Genomic DNA, 15,959 nt, shown 5'->3' with positions numbered 1-15,959 from the left:
GTGCCCCCTCTCTTACACCATATCGTCGAGTCTCAGGCGGGGAGCAATGCCCATACTCTTCATCTCGTCGAGGAGGAGCTTGAAGGCATAGCTCATCTCGACGGGGTAGATATCGGTCTCGCTGCCGCAGGCAAGGCACCGCGTCACCTTCCGCTTCCGGTCGACCATCGCCACCATACCGCACTTCGCGCAGACCCACTGGGTCACCTTGTCCGACTCGTCGAGGAGACGCTCTTTCAAGGCCATGGCCGCACCGTGGCCGATCATCACGTCCCGCTCCATCTCACCGAACCGGAGACCGCCCTCGCGGGCACGTCCTTCGGTCGGCTGGCGGGTGAGCACCTGCACGGGACCGCGCGACCGCGCGTGCATCTTGCTCGATACCATGTGATAGAGTTTCTGGTAGTAGATGACACCGACGTAGATATCGGCCGCGAACTGCCGGCCGGTGGTGCCGTCATACATGACTTCACGGCCGTTGTGCGCAAACCCGAGCTCCTTGAGCGAATTCCGGAGGTTTGCCTCGCGCTCGCCGCGGAACGCGGTCGCGTTGATCCGGCGGCCCTCGAGCGAGCCGACCTTGCCGCCCAGCATCTCGAGCATGTGCCCGATGGTCATACGGCTCGGGACGGCGTGGGGATTGATGATCAGGTCGGGCGTCATGCCCGACTCGGTGAACGGCATATCCGCCGATGGCTGGATGAGCCCGATGACGCCCTTCTGACCGTGCCGGGAAGCGAACTTGTCGCCGACCTCCGGCACCCGGAGGTCACGGGTCCTGACCTTCACCAGCCGCGAAGAGTTCTCGCCCTCGGTGATGATGACGGTGTCCACGATACCGTGCTCGTTGCTCCGCATCGTGACCGAAGTGTCGCGCCGCTTCTCGACGGCGATGAGCTCGCTCGTCGGCTCTTCGAGGAACCGCGGCGGGGAAGTCTTCCCGATCAGCACGTCTTTCTCGCGGACGACCGTCTCGGGATTGATGACGCCGTCGACGTCCAGGTTCGCGTAGAACTCGGCGCCGTGCGCACCGGAGACCTCTTCGTCCGGGATCTCGATCCGGTCGACCTGGCCGCCGGGATAGCGCCGCTCTTCGCCGTCGTAAGTGCGGAAGAAGTGCGACCGCCCGAGGCCGCGGTCGATGGAGGCCTTGTTGATGATCAGCGCATCTTCAATGTTGAACCCTTCATACGAGATGATGGCAACGACGAAGTTCTGGCCTGCGGGCCGGTCGTCAGAGCCGATCGCGTCCGAAGTCTGGGTGAAGGTGAGCGGCTTCTGGCCGTAGTGGAGCATGTGCCCCCGGGTATCGGGCCGGAGTTTCATGTTCGCTGTCCCGAACCCGAGCGCCTGCTTGACCATCCCGGCGCCCATGGTGACACGGGGACTGGCGTTGTGCTCGGGGAACGGGACGTGCGCCGCACCGATCCCGAGGATGAGCGAGGGGTCGATCTCGAGATGCGTGTGCTCGGGAGTGAGATCCCCCTCGTTGATGGCGATGAAGAGGTCCTCCTCCTCTTCGGCATCGACGAACTCGATCGCGCCCTTCCGCACCACATCCTCGAAGACGATCTCGCCGTTCCGGAGACGCTCGATGTCGTCGTCGCTCACCTGCGGAACGCCGTCCTTGACCACGATCAGCGGCCGGCGCGCCCTGCCGCGGTCGGTATGGATGATGACGTCGTTGTTGAATTCCTTGTAGGATACGTTGACCTCGGAGGAGATCTCGCCGCGCCGGCGCATCTCGCGCATCCGCCCGACCAGTTCCCGCGGGTCGTCCACGAGCCCGATAAGGGCTCCGTCAACGAAGACACGTGACTGTCTCATGCCGTCTCTCTCCGGAGGGCGATGACGCCCATATCATACAGAATGTTCTTCACTTCCTCTTCGTTCATGACGCCCTTGCTGATCTCGACCATCTGGGCGAAGTTCTTCACCAGTCCACAGTTCGGGCCCTCAGGCGTCTCACTCGGGCAGATCCGGCCCCACTGGGTGGGGTGCAGGTCACGGGCCTCGAAGTGAGGCTGCGAGCGGGAGAGCGGGGAGATCACGCGCCGGAGATGCGAGAGCACCGCCATGTGATCCACCCGGTCGAGGAGCTGCGAGACACCGGTGCGCCCGCCCACCCAGTTGCCGGTGGCAAGCGGGTGCAGCAGCCGTTCGGTCAGGACGTCCGCGCGCACGGCGGTCCCGATCGAGAGGTCGCGGTGGCGCATGCTCGCCCGCTCGAGCTGGTACTTCACGTCGCGCGTCAGGCGGTTGAGCGAGATCCGGAAGAGATCTTCCATCAGGTCGCCGGCAAGTTTCAGCCTCTTGTTCGAGTAATGGTCCTTGTCGTCGATCCGGCGCCGGTCAAGCACCAGGTCGAAACAGGCCTCGGCCATGCGACCGAGGAAGTGCGCCTTTGCGAGACGGACACCCTCGACCGCCGACCGGTAGCCGGGGTCCTCCTCTTTCAGGCCCACCGGCATCAGGTAATTCAGGTGCGGGAGGAGGTAGTTGTCAAGGACAAACTCCGCCCGCTTGCGCTGGTAATCGCGGGTCTGGTTGGGGGCGAGTTTCTTGCCGACGTACATGACGCCTTCGTCGACGGTGTCGCACTCGCTCTCCTCCAGGTTCTGCATCATGAAGGTGAGGATCTCCTCGTCGGTCGAGACCGCCTCCACGATGTCGTGGTCGCCCTGCAGCCCCAGCGCCCGCATCAGGTCGATGAAACGAAGGTGCCCGGCGACCGAGGGGAACGAGACCTCAAGCAGGTTTTTGCGGTTCCGCTCGACGATCACGAGCGCGCGGTAGCCCCGGTACTGCGAGAAGACCTTCGCTACGTAGATCCGCTCGTTGTAGCGCTCGGTGAACTCGGTCATGATCTTGTTCGAGGCGAGATCCTCGAGCGTCATCAGCACCCGTTCCGTGCCGTTGACGACGAAGTAGCCGCCGGGATCGAGGGGGTCTTCACCGTGCTCGATCCGCTCGGGATCGCTCATGTTGTAGAGGTTGCAGGCGGCCGAACCCACCATCACCGGCAACTGCCCGATGGTGGTGACGATCGGGTCCTGCGCTTCTTCGCCCTGGACAAGCGTCATCTCGAGTTGAATGGGTGCCGCATACGTGAGGTTTCGAAGACGCGCCTCGCTCGGGAAGAGCTCGGACTGCGACCCGTCCGCCTCACGGACAAGAGGCTTTTTCACCTCGATCCTGCCCAGTTCGACCCAGACGGCCTCCTTCCCTTTCCCGCGGGTCTCGATATCGGTCTCGATGACGCGCTGCTCATCGACGACTTTCTGAAGGTTGTGCAGGAGGAAGTTGTTATAGGAGTCCAGCTGGTGGCGTGCTACGTGCTCCCGCGCAAAATATGCTCTCGACAAAACACTTCTATCTAACAGATGGATCAGCTCCCGGCCTTTGAATTTATTTCTTCGGTCTCTTCACAACGAGCCTGTAGGCTTCGGCTCTGCCTGCGGTGCGGCTGTCGCGAATGATCCGGATGACGTTCCCGACCTCGCCCCCAATAGCCTTCGCTGCAGGATCGTCGTGGTAGATTTTCGGTAATTGCTCTAGAGTTATATGGTACGTCGCAAGAAGGTCGGCGACCTCTTCCTCGCCCATAATCTGATGGTCCGGAACCATCTCGTGGCTGCGTACGTCAAGTGAAGTGCCCATCACCTACACCTCACCGACGAAAAAGTTGCGTATCAGATACATCACCTTGTTAAAACCCATAGACATCGCCCATGGCAACGGGCCCAAGGGGATTTGAACCCCCGACCACCTGGTTAAAAGCCAGGCGCTCTACCTAACTGAGCTATAGGCCCCGCGCGTACTGCCATCCAGCATTATTACAATGCGAGAATAGTATAAATAACTTACTTGCGGGCGTATCATATCATTCGCAGTCTAACGATATAAACCTTTCAATTATCAACCCGCTGCAGACCTACCGGAATGTTTAATGCTCCTCAAAGATTCTGTTTACATACATATTCCCGCAAATCAGGGTGCCCCATGATCTCCGCTAAAAATCGCCTGGAAAAGGCCATATCCGCCATATCATGGGTAACGCTGAGCATATACCTGCTCATCGCCGCTTCGCTCTCCCTGCTCGCGATATTCTCGTTCTACGACGTCATCATTCAGGTAGCGGCGCTTATCCATACCGATAATATGACGCAGGGCATACTCGAGGTTCTGCACGCGCTCCTTCTGACCCTCATCATCGTGGAGATCCTGGAGACGGTGACGGCGTATTTCAGGACCAACAGGGTACTCGTGACGCCGATCCTGATTGCAGGCATCACCGCAATGGTGCGGCGGGTGCTGACCTTCGGGGTCGAACACCTCGACCCCGTCGATATCGGGATGACGCTCGCGGCGATTCTCGTGCTGACGATCGCGATCGTCTACATCGGGAAGCAGGAACGCGCGGATAGTTACTAGTGCCGGGTCAATCATTAAACGTCGAATAGACCCATAATAGCGCTTGTTGCCGCCTAAATCTATAAACCCCACACTGTCACCTTTCACATCCTTCGCCCTCTTTTGCGTGAGGCGTTGCTCTCTATCACTCCTCACGCGAAGAGCGACGGATATTCCTAAAATACGATGGCACGATGCACCAGGGGCAACAGAAGGGAACCCTAATCAGGCTTAAAATCGATTTATCTGGGGGCAGAGCCGTCAAACCGGAGAGCGAGGTCGATCAACGCGCCTCAAAAAGACCTTCAAACTGGGTGCGAACCTGATTCAGCCGCTCTTCCTGGATCTTGATGCTCGCCGCCATGCTCTTGATCGCCCTCGTGATGTCTTCACCCATGCCCGCCCGGGTATCTTTGATGCTGTAGGTTGTCTCAAGGATCTTTAAGAGGCGGCGATTGATATCGACGCTCTTTGCGAGACGTTCGTACTCGTCGACGAGTTTTTGGTCCACGCCGGCTTCGCGCGCCCGCTCGATATTGGTGGCGATTGAGTGCCGGCGTGCCAGCACGTGCTCGATGGCCTCGTAGAGCTGGTGATGGGTGGTTGGCTTGAGGATGTAGTCCTCGATGTAGGGGCCGTATTCGTTCGCCTCTTCGGGCGTGAGGGGTTTTGCGGTCAGCATGAGGACGGGGATATGCCGCAACGCGGGGCTGGTCTTGATCCGCTCGAGCGTCTCCCAGCCGTCCATCGGCTCCATCATGATGTCCAGAAGGACCAGGTCAGGGGGGGTCGCATTCAGGACCTCAAGACACTCCCCGCCACTGAAGGCGGTGATCGGCCGATAGCCACCACGCTCCAGCATGGTGACAAAAACATCGACGATCATGGGGCTATCGTCGACAACCAATATCGTATACATCATGCCTCCTCCTCTCCGATCCTGGCTGCTATGTCCAATAACTGTCTCTGTACTGTTGGGAGATCTGCCGACTTATCAATTACCGCCGTGATCAGAGTGGCCTCCCCGACGCTCACGATGAGGATTGCAGCGTCGGCTGAGGAAACGGCGACCAGGCACGGCCGCTCTACGTCAACGCTGCCGCAGGCAGCCTCCGCCGACGCGAGGACCGTTGCGCACATTGCCGCGAAAAGCGACGATGTAAGGTCACCTTCCGGGAAGTGTTTACCCAGAATTCTGCCCTCACTGGATACGAGAGCGCATGCGGTAACACCGACGACCGACTGGATCTCATCGATGTACCTCCGGGCACTCTCTCCCATAAAGGGATGACGGCTCATCATACTGACCCCAAAATATCTCAGTGAGATATCTTCTTCGCATCATATATGAATATCGAATCTGCATTGCATCAAATCGCCTTGCTAACTCGCTTTTGCCACGCATAACGCGGGGTCGCGGTCTCCGAGGGGGAAAACTCTGTTGTCGCGGAGCCGACCATCTCCGCGGCATGTGAAACCAGGTCGTGAAGGTGTTCCGGACCGTTTCCAGTCAGAATGACCCCATAAAAAGTACCTCTGCCTTCAAAAACGATATTTGTGCTCTCCAATCTTACGAGGCAAATAAATAAGTTTATGTTTTGGAACTACGATCTATCCTTGAGACGGTTTTGGATGATCAGGGCCTACGCTATCGCCTCCGGAAAAGGCGGAACCGGAAAGACGACCGTCACCGCAAATCTGGGAATAGCACTGGCACAGCACGGCAGGGAGACGTGTATCGTCGACACGGATGTCGGGATGGCCAATCTCGGACTGATATTGGGGCTTGCAGAAACCCCGATCACGCTCCACGAGGTTCTGGCAGGAGAGGCGTCCATCCGGGATGCGATCTACGAGGGGCCGTACGGCCTCAAGGTAGTACCCTCGGGTCTCTCGCTCCAGGGGTTCCAGAACGCGAACCCCGAACGGCTCAGGGACGTGATCTGCGATCTCACCGACCGTTGTGATTTTCTGCTTCTCGATGCACCCGCCGGAATCGGCACGGATGGCGTCATACCGCTCACCGTGGCAGACGAGGTTCTGCTGGTCGTGAACCCCGAACTCTCATCGATCGTGGATGCTCTGAAGATCAAGATCCTGACGGAGACGGTCGGCGGCACCATGGGAGGGGCTATCCTCAACCGGGCGACACTGGAAGAGACCGACATGAACCGGAGGAAGATCGAGAAGACGCTCGGCGTACCGATCATCGACACGGTGCCCGAAGACGCAAACGTCCGAAGGGCGGCGGCGGCAAAGACACCGGTCGTCATCAGTTCACCAGGCTCCGAATCATCGAAAGCGTTCAGAAGAATTGCAGCCACGTTGGCGGGCATCCCCGTTCTGGAGGAGCCGCACAAGGTGCAGGAAGGATTTGTCGAGCGGCTCGCCCGCGCACTATTCAGGAGGGAACCATGATACCTATGGATATTAACGCAGTCATGATAGTCCTGCTCTCGGTAACCATCGTCTGTCTGCTGTTTATCATGTACGTGATGTACGTGCGCATCCAGCAACTTCTCAAAGAGGTCGAAGCATTGACCGGCAGAATGGAGATCACCGGCACCGAACTGGAACAACTGACAAAGAGCGTCGAGGAGTACAAGAAAGCGCGCGGATAGAGGATCACTCCTCCCCCGCAAAGCGAAGATATATCTGTAATTCGAGCATATGTAGTAGGGAAGGGGCCATAGGGTAGCCTGGCCATCCTAGGAGACTGGGGGTCTTCTGACCTGCGTTCAAATCGCAGTGGCCCCATCTGACCATTTTTTCTCTGTCCCCGACAGAATTATCCGTAGCATGAAGTTGACTGCAGACTGCACGGATTGCCTGATCAGCCGGGTCGAGTACGAGAGCCGGCTCTGCATCGACGATTCCCTGCGCGTCTCCGAGATCGTCGATGCGTGCCGGAACCTTCTTGAGCGCATCGCTGCCGATCCGGTGCCCGCACCCGTCATCGCGAGCCGGGTACACCGGCTCGCCTACCGGATGATCGGCGATCCCGACCCCTACCGGTCGTTGAAGAAGGGCAACAACGCCGATGCGGCGGCTGTCTGCCGGGCGGTGCGCGGGGAACTTGCGACGTTCCGCGACCTTGCGCTTGCGTCGGTCATCGGCAACACGCTGGATTACGGTTCACAGGCGCATACCGTCACGGATAACTTCGTCGAGTTCTTCCGCCGGGAGTTTGCGGCGGGGCTGACCGTCGACGACACCGCCGCGATCGAGAGGCTCGCCTCCCGGGTGGTCTACCTCGCCGACAACTGTGGAGAGATCGTCTTTGACGCCCTGTTCGCCGATTATCTCAAGAGGAACGGTGCGCACGTCGCGTTCGCCGTCCGGGGAGCCCCGATCTTAAACGACGCAACGATGGAGGATGCCGTGGCGCTCGGGCTCGACCGCCGGGTCGACCTGCTCACCCCCACCACGGACGGCATTGCCGAACTCGGGCTCAACCGCGAACACGCCCCGCCGGCGCTCGCCGACGCTCTCGACCGCGCGACGCTCGTCATTGCGAAAGGCATGGCGAACTACGAGTCGCTCTCCGACGGCCGCGATCTCCCTCCCGTCGCCTACCTGATGTCGGTGAAATGCGGCCCGATCGGCGCGGATATCGGCATCCCGGTCGGCTCCCGGGTCGCCCTCCTCCGGGAGTGAACGCCGGCACCCGCACCGGATCCGGGCGTCACCCGACAGTCGCCTATATAAACACCCACGCAAATTTTTTCCGGGATAATGACAGCTCTTCCGGTTAACGATGCCTTATAGCATCCCCATTTAATATTTTGAGACATATATTCGTCCCAATATTTACTGGAAAATAATATATATTCCCCATGATAATACTGAAGCGGGGAACTACCACACCCAGCATTCACCAGTCAATCAATTCCATCAGCAATCACCACAACCATCTGCACAATCAAACTCTACAACCAACGATGCAAGGGTTCGGTTCAGGGGCGCCCGTGCCCCTGAACCAGCGTTCAGCAATCACAAGCAAGATTACACCGGGCTACGAAACGTTCGGGTGTGGCCCCCCACCCCCATATTATAGGTCGATTCCACTTCCCTTTTCTCATCACCCCGATTGCAAAAACTCGCTCCGAAGTTGTTGTGTCGGAAACGTCCCCAATGAGCCGGAGCATTCACAGTTTCGCATGCTCCGGCGGTGAAGAGAGGAATGCAACCTCACGTAACGATACAACGGAAGAACAACAGAAAACCGGAGAAAAGATAGGGCCGACCTGCACCGCCGGTGCTTCTGCTCCGGCTCCGGCGACCCGTCGCAGTTCGCACCCCGGCGGTGCTCGTGCCTCTCAGCCGAAGATCTTCCGGGACATCTCCAGCGCCTCGATGGCCGGCATCTTCTTCCCGGTCAGGAACTCGATCGCCGCCCCTCCGCCGGTGGAGATGTGCGTAAACTCGCTCTCGAGGCCGAGCCGCTCGATGGCCGCGCCGGAATGCCCGCCGCCCACCACCGAGAACTCCACGGTCGACGCCGCCCTCAGGAGCTCGAAGGTGCCGACGGCGAACTGCTCCTCCTCGAAGAGGCCCGCCGGTCCGTTCACCACGACCGTTCCCGAGTCCGAGATCGTCCTGGTGAGGCTCCCGATCGAGTCGCTCCCGATGTCGAGCACCTGGGCCTCCTCCGGGACGGCGTCCAGGGGGTACTCGACCCGCTCGCCGTCTTCGCGGACGGCGACCGAGTGCGGCAGAGAGAGCCGGTCGCGGTAGGACTCGAGGAGGTCTTTCGCCTTATCGATCTCAGCCCGGTAGCCGAGGTCGTCGATCAGCCGGGCCGACGGGCGCCCGATATCGTGGCCCGCCGCAAGCAAAAAGACGTTTCCCACCACGCCGACGACGATCACCCGGTCGGCCGTTCCTCGCGCGAGGACGTTCTCTGCGACCGCTATCGAGTCGTCCACCTTCGTCCCGCCGAGCACGAAGGTGACGGGACGCGGGGCGCCGGAAAATACCCGGGAGAGGTTCGCGACCTCCTTCTCCATCAGGAGACCGGCCACCGACGGGAGCACGAGCGGCAGCCCCACGATCGACGGCTGCGACCGGTGCGCCGTGCCGAACGCATCGTTGACGTACACATCGGCCATCGATGCCAGCCGCCGGACGAGGAGGGTCTTCTTCGCCTCCTCGGGCTTCAGGGTCAGGTTCTCCTCGGCGGCAAACCGAAGGTTCTCGAGCATCAGGACATCCCCGCGCTTCGCGCTCCGGATTGCATCCCGGGCGCACCGCCCGAAGATGTCCTCCACATACGTCACCGGGCGGCCGAGCAGCCGCTCCAGTTTCGCCGCATGCGCCTCAAGCGTCGTGAAATCCTTCTTGCCGGGCCTGCTCTGGTGGGTGAGGACGACAAGCCGCGCGTCCTCGAGCGCCTGTACCGTCGGCAGGTGTTCCCGAAACCGTTTGTCGTCCAGGATCTGGTTCGAGGAGGGATCGATGGGCGAGTTGAAATCAACCCGCAACATCACCGTTCCCGTCAACTTCCCAGTATCTGCGAGCGTACCGATCTCCACCGGGTATCACCAGTCTCTCTTCAGGCACTCCGTGCCTTAATCTTTTTCAGGCGGAAGAGCTCCTCACGTTCCATCTCGTCGAGCCGCATCTTGATGAAGTCCCGGGCCTCGGAGAGTTCGGGGATCACCTTGAACTCGAGCGCGTTCACGCGCCGCTTGGTGCTCTCGATCTCGTCGAGCAGCCGCTTCATCGTCGTCTCGATCTCGGCGGCCTCGATGATCGCCTCGAGCAGATCCTCGAACGCCTCCGCGGTCTCGTCGATGACGGCGGAGGTGCCGAGCATCCCGTAGCCGCGGTCGAGCACGCCCTTCCTGACGGACGACGCCTGGATCTCCGGGACGACGACACCCATGATGTTCTTGCTTTTAAGGGAGATGGCGGGGCTTTCCGCTGCCGAGAAGGCGGCGGCCTTCACCCCGATCGCGCCCTCGACGGTCTCCGCAAGGGCGATCATCTCCATTGCATGCTCGTAACGCTCCAGGAGAGCGCCGCGGCTGTCTTTCGCCTGTTGCAGCACCTTGAAGAACTCCAGGATCAGCCCATCGCGCTTCATCTTGAGGATGTTATAGCCGCGCTCCGAGAGTTTGATCCGTCGCTTGACGTTGATCAGCTCAGATCGGGTCGGCTTGATATCTCGCAGCGCCATGGATACTTACCCCTGTGCCTTCTTCCGGTACTTCGGGTGGTACTTCTGGATCAGTTCGCGGTCGATACGGACGAGCTGCTCTTCGGGCAGCGTCGCAAGGAGTTCCCAGCCGAGATCGAGCGTCTCCTCGATCGACCGGTCTTCGTAGAGGCCCTGCCTGACGAACCGGTCCTCGAAGAGGTCGGCGAACTCAAGGAACATCCGGTCGCGCTCCGAGAGCGCGTCTTTCCCGACGATGGCGACCAGGCCCCGGAGATCGTTACCCTCCGCGTACGCCGCGTAGAGCTGGTCCGAGACCTTCTTGTGGTCTTCGCGGGTGTGCCCCTGTCCGATACCGAGGTTCATCAGACGCGACAGCGACGGCAGCACGTTGATCGGCGGGTAGATACCCTTCCGGTGCAGATCACGGTTGACCACGATCTGGCCTTCGGTGATGTAGCCGGTCAGGTCAGGGATCGGGTGAGTGATATCGTCGCCCGGCATCGTCAGGATCGGGATCTGGGTCACCGAGCCCTTGACGCCCTTGATGATACCCGCACGCTCGTAGATGCTTGCAAGGTCGGTGTACATGTAACCCGGGTAACCGCGCCGGCCGGGCACTTCCTCACGGGCCGCGCCGATCTGACGGAGCGCCTCGCAGTAGTTGGTCATATCCGTCAGGATGACCAGCACGTGGTAGCCGAGGTCGAACGCCAGGTACTCGGCGGTCGTGAGCGCGAGACGCGGCGTGATCGTCCGCTCGACGGCCGGGTCGTCCGCGAGGTTCAGGAAGACGACCGAGCGCTCGAGAGCGCCGGTCTTCTCGAAGTCGGCCATGAAGTAGTTGGCCTCTTCCCGGGTGATACCCATCGCCGCAAAGACCACGGCGAACTCTTCGGTCGAGCCGGGCACCTTCGCCTGCCGGGCGATCTGGAGCGCCACGTCGTTGTGGGGCAGACCCGATGCCGAGAAGATCGGGAGTTTCTGACCGCGGACGAGGGTGTTCGTCCCGTCGATCGTCGAAATACCTGTCTGGATGAAATCCTCAGGCGACGACCGGGCGTAGGGGTTGATGGCCGCACCGGTGATCTCGAGCCTCTTTTCGGGCACGATCTCCGGGCCGCCGTCGATCGGTTTGCCGCCGCCGGAGAGGATACGGCCGAGCATGTCCTTTCCGACCGGCATCTTGATCGTCTCGCCGGTGAACCGGATGCCCGAGTCCCTGCCGATGCCGGCAGTGGTCTCGAAGACCTGGACGACCACGATCTCGTCGCTCGTATCCAGCACCTGGCCGCGCTTGACCGTGCCGTCGGCGGTCACGATGTTGACGAGTTCGCTGTAGCCGACCGGCTCCGTCTTCTCGACGAATACCAGCGGCCCCGCAATCTGTGCAACCGTTCTGTACTCCTTCATGGTCACACCGCCCTCAGCGCGTCGAATTCAGCTTCCATCTGTTTCATGATCTTCTCAAGCTCGGGCTCGTAGTCCCTGATGAACTTGATCTGGGGGAGCTCGTTCTTGCTCTTCACGCCGATGACCTGCTGCGGGGTCGCGCCGCCCGCCTGGGCGGTACGCGCGAGGTCGGCGTAGTGCTTGATCGCCTTCATCATGTCGTACTGCTTGGACATCGGGCAGAACGTGTCCACCGCATCGTAGGCGTTCTGCTGCAGGAAGATCTCACGGATCATCCTCGCAACCTCGATGGTGACCTGCTCCTCGTCGGGCAGGGCATCGGAACCGACCAGCTGGACGATCTCCTGGAGTTCGGCCTCCTTCTGGAGGACGCCCATCGCCCACGCCCGGAGCGGGTTCCACTCGGGCGAGACCTCCTTGTCGTACCACTCGCTGAGCGCGTCGAGGTAGAGCGAGTAAGAGTTCAGCCAGTTGATCGCCGGGAAGTGCCGGCGCTGCGAGAGCTTCGCGTCCAGCGCCCAGAAGACCTTGACGATACGCAGGGTGTTCTGGGTGACCGGCTCGGAGAAGTCGCCGCCGGGCGGCGAAACCGCGCCGATGACGGAGACGGACCCGCCCTCACCGTTCAGGGAGGTGACACGGCCCGCACGCTCGTAGAACTCCGAGAGGCGTGCCGCAAGGTACGCGGGATACCCTTCCTCACCGGGCATCTCCTCAAGACGGCTCGAGATCTCACGCATCGCCTCCGCCCACCGGGAGGTGGAGTCGGCCATCAGCGAGACGTCGTAGCCCATGTCGCGGAAGTACTCGGCGATCGTGATCCCCGTGTACACGGACGCTTCACGGGCCGCAACCGGCATGTTCGAGGTGTTCGCGATCAGCACCGTCCGCTCCATCAGCGGCTTGCCGGTCTGCGGGTCCTCGAGTTCCGGGAACTCCGTCAGAACCTCGGTCATCTCGTTGCCGCGCTCCCCGCAGCCGATGTAGACGACGATCTCGGCGTCCGACCACTTCGCGAGCTGCTGCTGGGTAACCGTCTTGCCGCTCCCGAACGGGCCGGGAATGGCTGCCGTTCCGCCCTTCGCGATGGGGAAGAGACCGTCCAGGATCCGCTGACCGGTGATCAGCGGGACGTCGGGGTTCAACTTCTCCTTCACGGGACGGGGCACACGGACCGGCCAGCGCTGGAGCATCGCGATCTCGGTGCCGTCCTCGAGGACGCAGACGGTCTCGTCGACCGTGAAACTGCCGCCCGAGATCTTCTTGACCTTACCGCCCTTCGACCGGGGCGGGACCATGACCTTATGGACGATGTTCGTCTCCTGGACCGTGCCGATGATATCGCCGGCCTTGACTTCGTCGCCCTTCTTCACCGTGGGCACGAACTCCCACTTCTTCTCGTGGGAGAGGCCGGGTGCCGAGACGCCGCGCTCGATGAAGTTGCCCATCTTGTCCACGAGCACCTCGAGCGGCCGCTGGATCCCGTCGTAGATACTGGTCAGCAGCCCGGGCCCGAGTTCAACAGCGAGCGAGAGACCGGTGTTTCCCACCGGCTCACCGGGTCTGATGCCGGCGGTATCTTCGTAGACCTGGATGATGATGTTCTCACCCTGGATCTTGATGACCTCCCCCATCAGTTCTTCATTGCCGACCTTCACCACGTCGTACATGTGTGCGTCGAGACCGACAGCAGTGACGACCGGCCCTGAAATCCGTTTCAGGACTCCCTGAGCCCTTTTTTCGTTTGTTTTTTCCATTACTTCCACAGATCAACACCCACCGATCTCTTGATTCTCTCTCTCATCGACAGGCCGCCCTCTTCTCCGCCGATCGCGATCACCGTCGGCTTGACGGAGTTCTCGAGGGTGGTGCGAAGCCGCAGGGGGATCCGCTCCATGTCGCTGCCCTTCAGCACGAGAATGCCGACGTCTCTGTCCTGGAGCACCCGGTTGATCTGCTCGACCAGCCGCTCGCCGGTCTCGGCCGCGTACGTCTTCCGGACACCCGCGAGCCTGAAACCAAGGATGAATTCACCGGTACCGACAACTGCGATCTCCATGCTTACATCACCAGGTAGCCCTGTAACCGCTCACCAGGGAGGCCGGCCTCCTTGCCCCGGGCGAGGGCGCGAAGGTTCGCGACCTCGTACTTCTTCTCCTCCAGGTAGACGAGCACGGGCAGGATCGAGAACGGATACCGTTTCGACATCCGCTCCATCTGCTCGAGCTGGACCCGGGTCAGCGCAACCTCGATCCCGTGGAGCGCGGTTTTGCCCCGGATTGCCTCGAGCACGTTCAGGAGCGGGGGCGCCCTCACCTGCCTCTTCACGGCGTCGATGAACTCGTCCCGGTCCTCGATCCCCGAGAGCCGCTGCAGTTCCTCCACCGAGAACGAGCCGCCGGGGATCATCAGTTCCCGCACGTCCTCACGGACGTGCCCGGCCCGGAGGCGGAAGAGGTTCTGGATGTTCCTGGTATCGATCTCGAGCTCGATGTACTTCAGGAAGATGGCCCCGCCCTTGACGCCTTCCCCGGCATCGGCGATGAGCCGCGCGTAGTAGCCCTTGTAGAGTTCGTTCTCCAGGTGGGCGAACGACCCGGTCTCCATCGCACGGGGGAGTTCCCGTTCGAGGACGGGGTAGAACCGCTCGTCCTTGAGCGCCTCGACGACCCGTTCCGGCGACTCCTCGGTGAGGAGACGGTCGAGAGCGACCTTGTCGAGCCTGCCGGCCGGGACCAGGACCTCCTTGATCTTGCCCGCCGGCATCTCCTGCATCTTGCCGCGCAGGATGGTGACGACGTTCTGGATATCCCACCGGCGCAGGTAACTCGCGGTGAAGTGCTTCAGTTCACCCGGCACGAGTTCCAGGATGCTCTGGTACTCCTTCGCGAGGTTCCAGCTCAACGCCACCTCGACGAGGTTGATGCCGGAGAAGGAGGTGCCGAGTTCATCGATCTCGGACCCGTAACCGCCCTCGGCGCCGATGAACCGGGTGATCTCAGGCAGGCTCATATTCAGCATCCGGAGATAATCTTCCCGCGGTATCAGCAACGACCGCCGCACCCGCATGCGGGTGCAGGCGTAGATGTAGGTTGCCGGTCCGCTACTTACCCCTGCCATGTATGAACCTCCTCATGCAAACAGGATATCTGACGCATCCTTCAGGCCGGATTCCCATACCTCGTCCAGGAACGTGCCGTAGCTGTAGTCGATCTGCAGCTCGCCGTCGGTGCTCTCGACGATGACGCCGCCGGGGATCTCGACGGGCGCGCCCACGGTGTAGCCCGAGAGGGTTTTTTGCCGGGAGATGATCGCCTCGACGACCGGGACATCCCGCTCGTTTACGTGCACGACACCTTTCTTGATCTCCTTTGCCGCTCTCTTCAACAGGTCTGTGAGCGCCTTCTCCTGGAACTCCGCAGGGAGATCACCGACAGCAGCGAGCGAGGCCGAATAGACCTGGTCGAGGAGCGTCTTCTGGGCGTTCAGGACCTGTCGTTTGACGACGAGGTTCGCCGCGGAGACTTCCTGGTTGGTGGTGCGGGCGGCAACCCGGCCCGCCTCCTCTTCGGCCGAGAGTTTGATCTCGGCGGCGCGGACCTGTGCGTCCCGGAGGATCTCCTCGACTTCGGCCCGGGTCTCCGCCCGGACCGCCTCGACCTCCTTTCGCCCTTTCTCCCGGATCTCGTTCACAACTGCTTCGAGTCCCATGGTTCACTCCATCAGAACAGAAGCAGCAGTGCAACCACAAGACCGAAGATGACAATGGTTTCGGGAATGACCGTCAGGAGCAGCGCGAGACCGAACATATCGCGGTTCTCTGCCGTCGCTCCGACCGCAGCGGAACCGATCCCCATCTCTGCAACACCGGCACCGATGCCGGTGAGACCGACAGCAAGACCTGCGCCGAGCGCTTTCATTCCCAACTGCGATGCCTGTACCATTTCAAGAGTCATAACAACATCTGCCATTT

17 protein-coding genes and 2 tRNA genes are annotated in these 15,959 nt (G+C 61.0%); 5 read left to right on the top strand and 14 right to left on the bottom strand.

The annotated features are described in order from the left end of the window. Positions 1-12: 12 nt before the first annotated feature. From rpoB to MchiMG62_RS02140, 4 genes are all read right to left on the bottom strand, one after another. On the bottom strand, positions 13-1,827 hold the full coding sequence (rpoB, locus tag MchiMG62_RS02155; protein WP_221057685.1) for a DNA-directed RNA polymerase subunit B: 1,815 nt from the start codon (positions 1,825-1,827) through the stop codon (positions 13-15). After that, complete coding sequence (locus MchiMG62_RS02150; protein WP_221058592.1) at positions 1,824-3,383, bottom strand: DNA-directed RNA polymerase subunit B''; 1,560 nt, start codon at positions 3,381-3,383, stop codon at positions 1,824-1,826. The genes rpoB and MchiMG62_RS02150 overlap by 4 nt, the downstream gene beginning before the upstream one ends. Positions 3,384-3,408: 25 nt before the next feature. After that, positions 3,409-3,660 (bottom strand): DNA-directed RNA polymerase subunit H, encoded by a 252-nt coding sequence (locus MchiMG62_RS02145; protein ID WP_221057684.1) that lies wholly within the window; start codon positions 3,658-3,660, stop codon positions 3,409-3,411. Between the two features lie 78 nt (positions 3,661-3,738). After that, positions 3,739-3,812, bottom strand: a tRNA-Lys gene (locus tag MchiMG62_RS02140). Positions 3,813-4,002: 190 nt separating this feature from the next. On the opposite strand from MchiMG62_RS02140, the gene MchiMG62_RS02135 reads away from it, so the two are divergent. Next, on the top strand, positions 4,003-4,434 hold the full coding sequence (locus MchiMG62_RS02135; protein ID WP_221057683.1) for a phosphate-starvation-inducible PsiE family protein: 432 nt from the start codon (positions 4,003-4,005) through the stop codon (positions 4,432-4,434). A gap of 262 nt (positions 4,435-4,696) precedes the next feature. Here the strand turns inward: MchiMG62_RS02135 and MchiMG62_RS02130 are convergent, their stop codons facing one another. Together MchiMG62_RS02130 and MchiMG62_RS02125 are read right to left on the bottom strand one after the other, a co-directional pair. Then, positions 4,697-5,332: a response regulator gene (locus MchiMG62_RS02130; protein WP_214019676.1), complete on the bottom strand. Its 636-nt coding sequence runs from the start codon at positions 5,330-5,332 to the stop codon at positions 4,697-4,699. Further along, positions 5,332-5,694, bottom strand: a complete 363-nt coding sequence (locus MchiMG62_RS02125; RefSeq protein ID WP_244987763.1) for a roadblock/LC7 domain-containing protein — start codon at positions 5,692-5,694, stop codon at positions 5,332-5,334. Before MchiMG62_RS02125 ends, MchiMG62_RS02130 begins: the two co-directional genes overlap by 1 nt. A gap of 351 nt (positions 5,695-6,045) precedes the next feature. Here MchiMG62_RS02125 and minD point away from each other — a divergent pair, with 351 nt between their 5' ends. From minD to MchiMG62_RS02105, 4 genes are all read left to right on the top strand, one after another. Continuing rightward, a complete protein-coding gene (gene minD / locus MchiMG62_RS02120; RefSeq protein WP_214019673.1) occupies positions 6,046-6,831 on the top strand; it encodes a cell division ATPase MinD in 786 nt (261 codons plus the stop codon). A gap of 5 nt (positions 6,832-6,836) precedes the next feature. Continuing rightward, complete coding sequence (locus MchiMG62_RS02115; RefSeq protein WP_244987762.1) at positions 6,837-7,034, top strand: hypothetical protein; 198 nt, start codon at positions 6,837-6,839, stop codon at positions 7,032-7,034. A gap of 62 nt (positions 7,035-7,096) precedes the next feature. Continuing rightward, a tRNA-Pro gene (locus MchiMG62_RS02110) sits at positions 7,097-7,170 on the top strand. Positions 7,171-7,212: 42 nt separating this feature from the next. Then, entirely contained in the window at positions 7,213-8,070 is an 858-nt protein-coding gene (locus tag MchiMG62_RS02105) for a damage-control phosphatase ARMT1 family protein (RefSeq protein WP_221057682.1), read from the top strand. 662 nt (positions 8,071-8,732) lie between these two features. Here the strand turns inward: MchiMG62_RS02105 and MchiMG62_RS02100 are convergent. The 8 genes from MchiMG62_RS02100 to MchiMG62_RS02065 are packed head-to-tail and all read right to left on the bottom strand — an operon-like array spanning position 8,733 to position 15,957. Beyond that, positions 8,733-9,947 carry a phosphoglycerate kinase gene (locus MchiMG62_RS02100; RefSeq protein WP_425331897.1) on the bottom strand — a complete coding sequence of 405 codons (1,215 nt, stop codon included), beginning with the start codon at positions 9,945-9,947 and terminating at the stop codon, positions 8,733-8,735. Between the two features lie 20 nt (positions 9,948-9,967). Continuing rightward, positions 9,968-10,594, bottom strand: a complete 627-nt coding sequence (locus MchiMG62_RS02095; RefSeq protein WP_074369637.1) for a V-type ATP synthase subunit D — start codon at positions 10,592-10,594, stop codon at positions 9,968-9,970. A 6-nt stretch (positions 10,595-10,600) separates the two neighbouring features. Continuing rightward, positions 10,601-11,986 carry an ATP synthase subunit B gene (locus MchiMG62_RS02090; protein WP_221057680.1) on the bottom strand — a complete coding sequence of 462 codons (1,386 nt, stop codon included), beginning with the start codon at positions 11,984-11,986 and terminating at the stop codon, positions 10,601-10,603. Between the two features lie 2 nt (positions 11,987-11,988). Continuing rightward, positions 11,989-13,743, bottom strand: a complete 1,755-nt coding sequence (locus MchiMG62_RS02085) for an ATP synthase subunit A (RefSeq protein ID WP_221057679.1) — start codon at positions 13,741-13,743, stop codon at positions 11,989-11,991. Continuing rightward, positions 13,743-14,045 (bottom strand): V-type ATP synthase subunit F, encoded by a 303-nt coding sequence (locus MchiMG62_RS02080; protein ID WP_221057678.1) that lies wholly within the window; start codon positions 14,043-14,045, stop codon positions 13,743-13,745. Before MchiMG62_RS02080 ends, MchiMG62_RS02085 begins: the two co-directional genes overlap by 1 nt. A gap of 2 nt (positions 14,046-14,047) precedes the next feature. Beyond that, on the bottom strand, positions 14,048-15,106 hold the full coding sequence (locus tag MchiMG62_RS02075; RefSeq protein WP_221057677.1) for a V-type ATP synthase subunit C: 1,059 nt from the start codon (positions 15,104-15,106) through the stop codon (positions 14,048-14,050). Positions 15,107-15,118: 12 nt separating this feature from the next. Beyond that, positions 15,119-15,697, bottom strand: coding sequence for a V-type ATP synthase subunit E family protein (locus tag MchiMG62_RS02070; RefSeq protein WP_221057676.1), 579 nt, complete (start codon positions 15,695-15,697; stop codon positions 15,119-15,121). Between the two features lie 11 nt (positions 15,698-15,708). Next, entirely contained in the window at positions 15,709-15,957 is a 249-nt protein-coding gene (locus MchiMG62_RS02065; RefSeq protein ID WP_054847283.1) for a V/A-type ATP synthase subunit, read from the bottom strand. Positions 15,958-15,959 lie beyond the last annotated feature (2 nt).

Source organism: Methanoculleus chikugoensis (genome assembly GCF_019669965.1).
Taxonomy (GTDB): domain Archaea; phylum Halobacteriota; class Methanomicrobia; order Methanomicrobiales; family Methanoculleaceae; genus Methanoculleus; species Methanoculleus chikugoensis.
Note: the sequence above shows the minus strand (reverse complement) of the source record. Positions and strands in the feature narration are given on the sequence as shown.

Excerpts from the sequence above, each read along its gene's own strand:
- MchiMG62_RS02115 (WP_244987762.1), top strand. The coding sequence starts at position 6,837 with ATGGATATTAACGCAGTCATGATAGTCCTGCTCTCGGTAACCATCGTC.
- MchiMG62_RS02065 (WP_054847283.1), bottom strand. The coding sequence starts at position 15,957 with ATGGCAGATGTTGTTATGACTCTTGAAATGGTACAGGCATCGCAGTTG.
- MchiMG62_RS02105 (WP_221057682.1), top strand. The coding sequence starts at position 7,213 with ATGAAGTTGACTGCAGACTGCACGGATTGCCTGATCAGCCGGGTCGAG.
- MchiMG62_RS02070 (WP_221057676.1), bottom strand. The coding sequence starts at position 15,697 with ATGGGACTCGAAGCAGTTGTGAACGAGATCCGGGAGAAAGGGCGAAAG.
- MchiMG62_RS02085 (WP_221057679.1), bottom strand. The coding sequence starts at position 13,743 with ATGGAAAAAACAAACGAAAAAAGGGCTCAGGGAGTCCTGAAACGGATT.
- MchiMG62_RS02145 (WP_221057684.1), bottom strand. The coding sequence starts at position 3,660 with ATGGGCACTTCACTTGACGTACGCAGCCACGAGATGGTTCCGGACCAT.
- MchiMG62_RS02095 (WP_074369637.1), bottom strand. The coding sequence starts at position 10,594 with ATGGCGCTGCGAGATATCAAGCCGACCCGATCTGAGCTGATCAACGTC.
- MchiMG62_RS02135 (WP_221057683.1), top strand. The coding sequence starts at position 4,003 with ATGATCTCCGCTAAAAATCGCCTGGAAAAGGCCATATCCGCCATATCA.
- MchiMG62_RS02090 (WP_221057680.1), bottom strand. The coding sequence starts at position 11,986 with ATGAAGGAGTACAGAACGGTTGCACAGATTGCGGGGCCGCTGGTATTC.
- minD (WP_214019673.1), top strand. The coding sequence starts at position 6,046 with ATGATCAGGGCCTACGCTATCGCCTCCGGAAAAGGCGGAACCGGAAAG.
- rpoB (WP_221057685.1), bottom strand. The coding sequence starts at position 1,827 with ATGAGACAGTCACGTGTCTTCGTTGACGGAGCCCTTATCGGGCTCGTG.
- MchiMG62_RS02080 (WP_221057678.1), bottom strand. The coding sequence starts at position 14,045 with ATGGAGATCGCAGTTGTCGGTACCGGTGAATTCATCCTTGGTTTCAGG.
- MchiMG62_RS02075 (WP_221057677.1), bottom strand. The coding sequence starts at position 15,106 with ATGGCAGGGGTAAGTAGCGGACCGGCAACCTACATCTACGCCTGCACC.
- MchiMG62_RS02125 (WP_244987763.1), bottom strand. The coding sequence starts at position 5,694 with ATGGGAGAGAGTGCCCGGAGGTACATCGATGAGATCCAGTCGGTCGTC.
- MchiMG62_RS02130 (WP_214019676.1), bottom strand. The coding sequence starts at position 5,332 with ATGTATACGATATTGGTTGTCGACGATAGCCCCATGATCGTCGATGTT.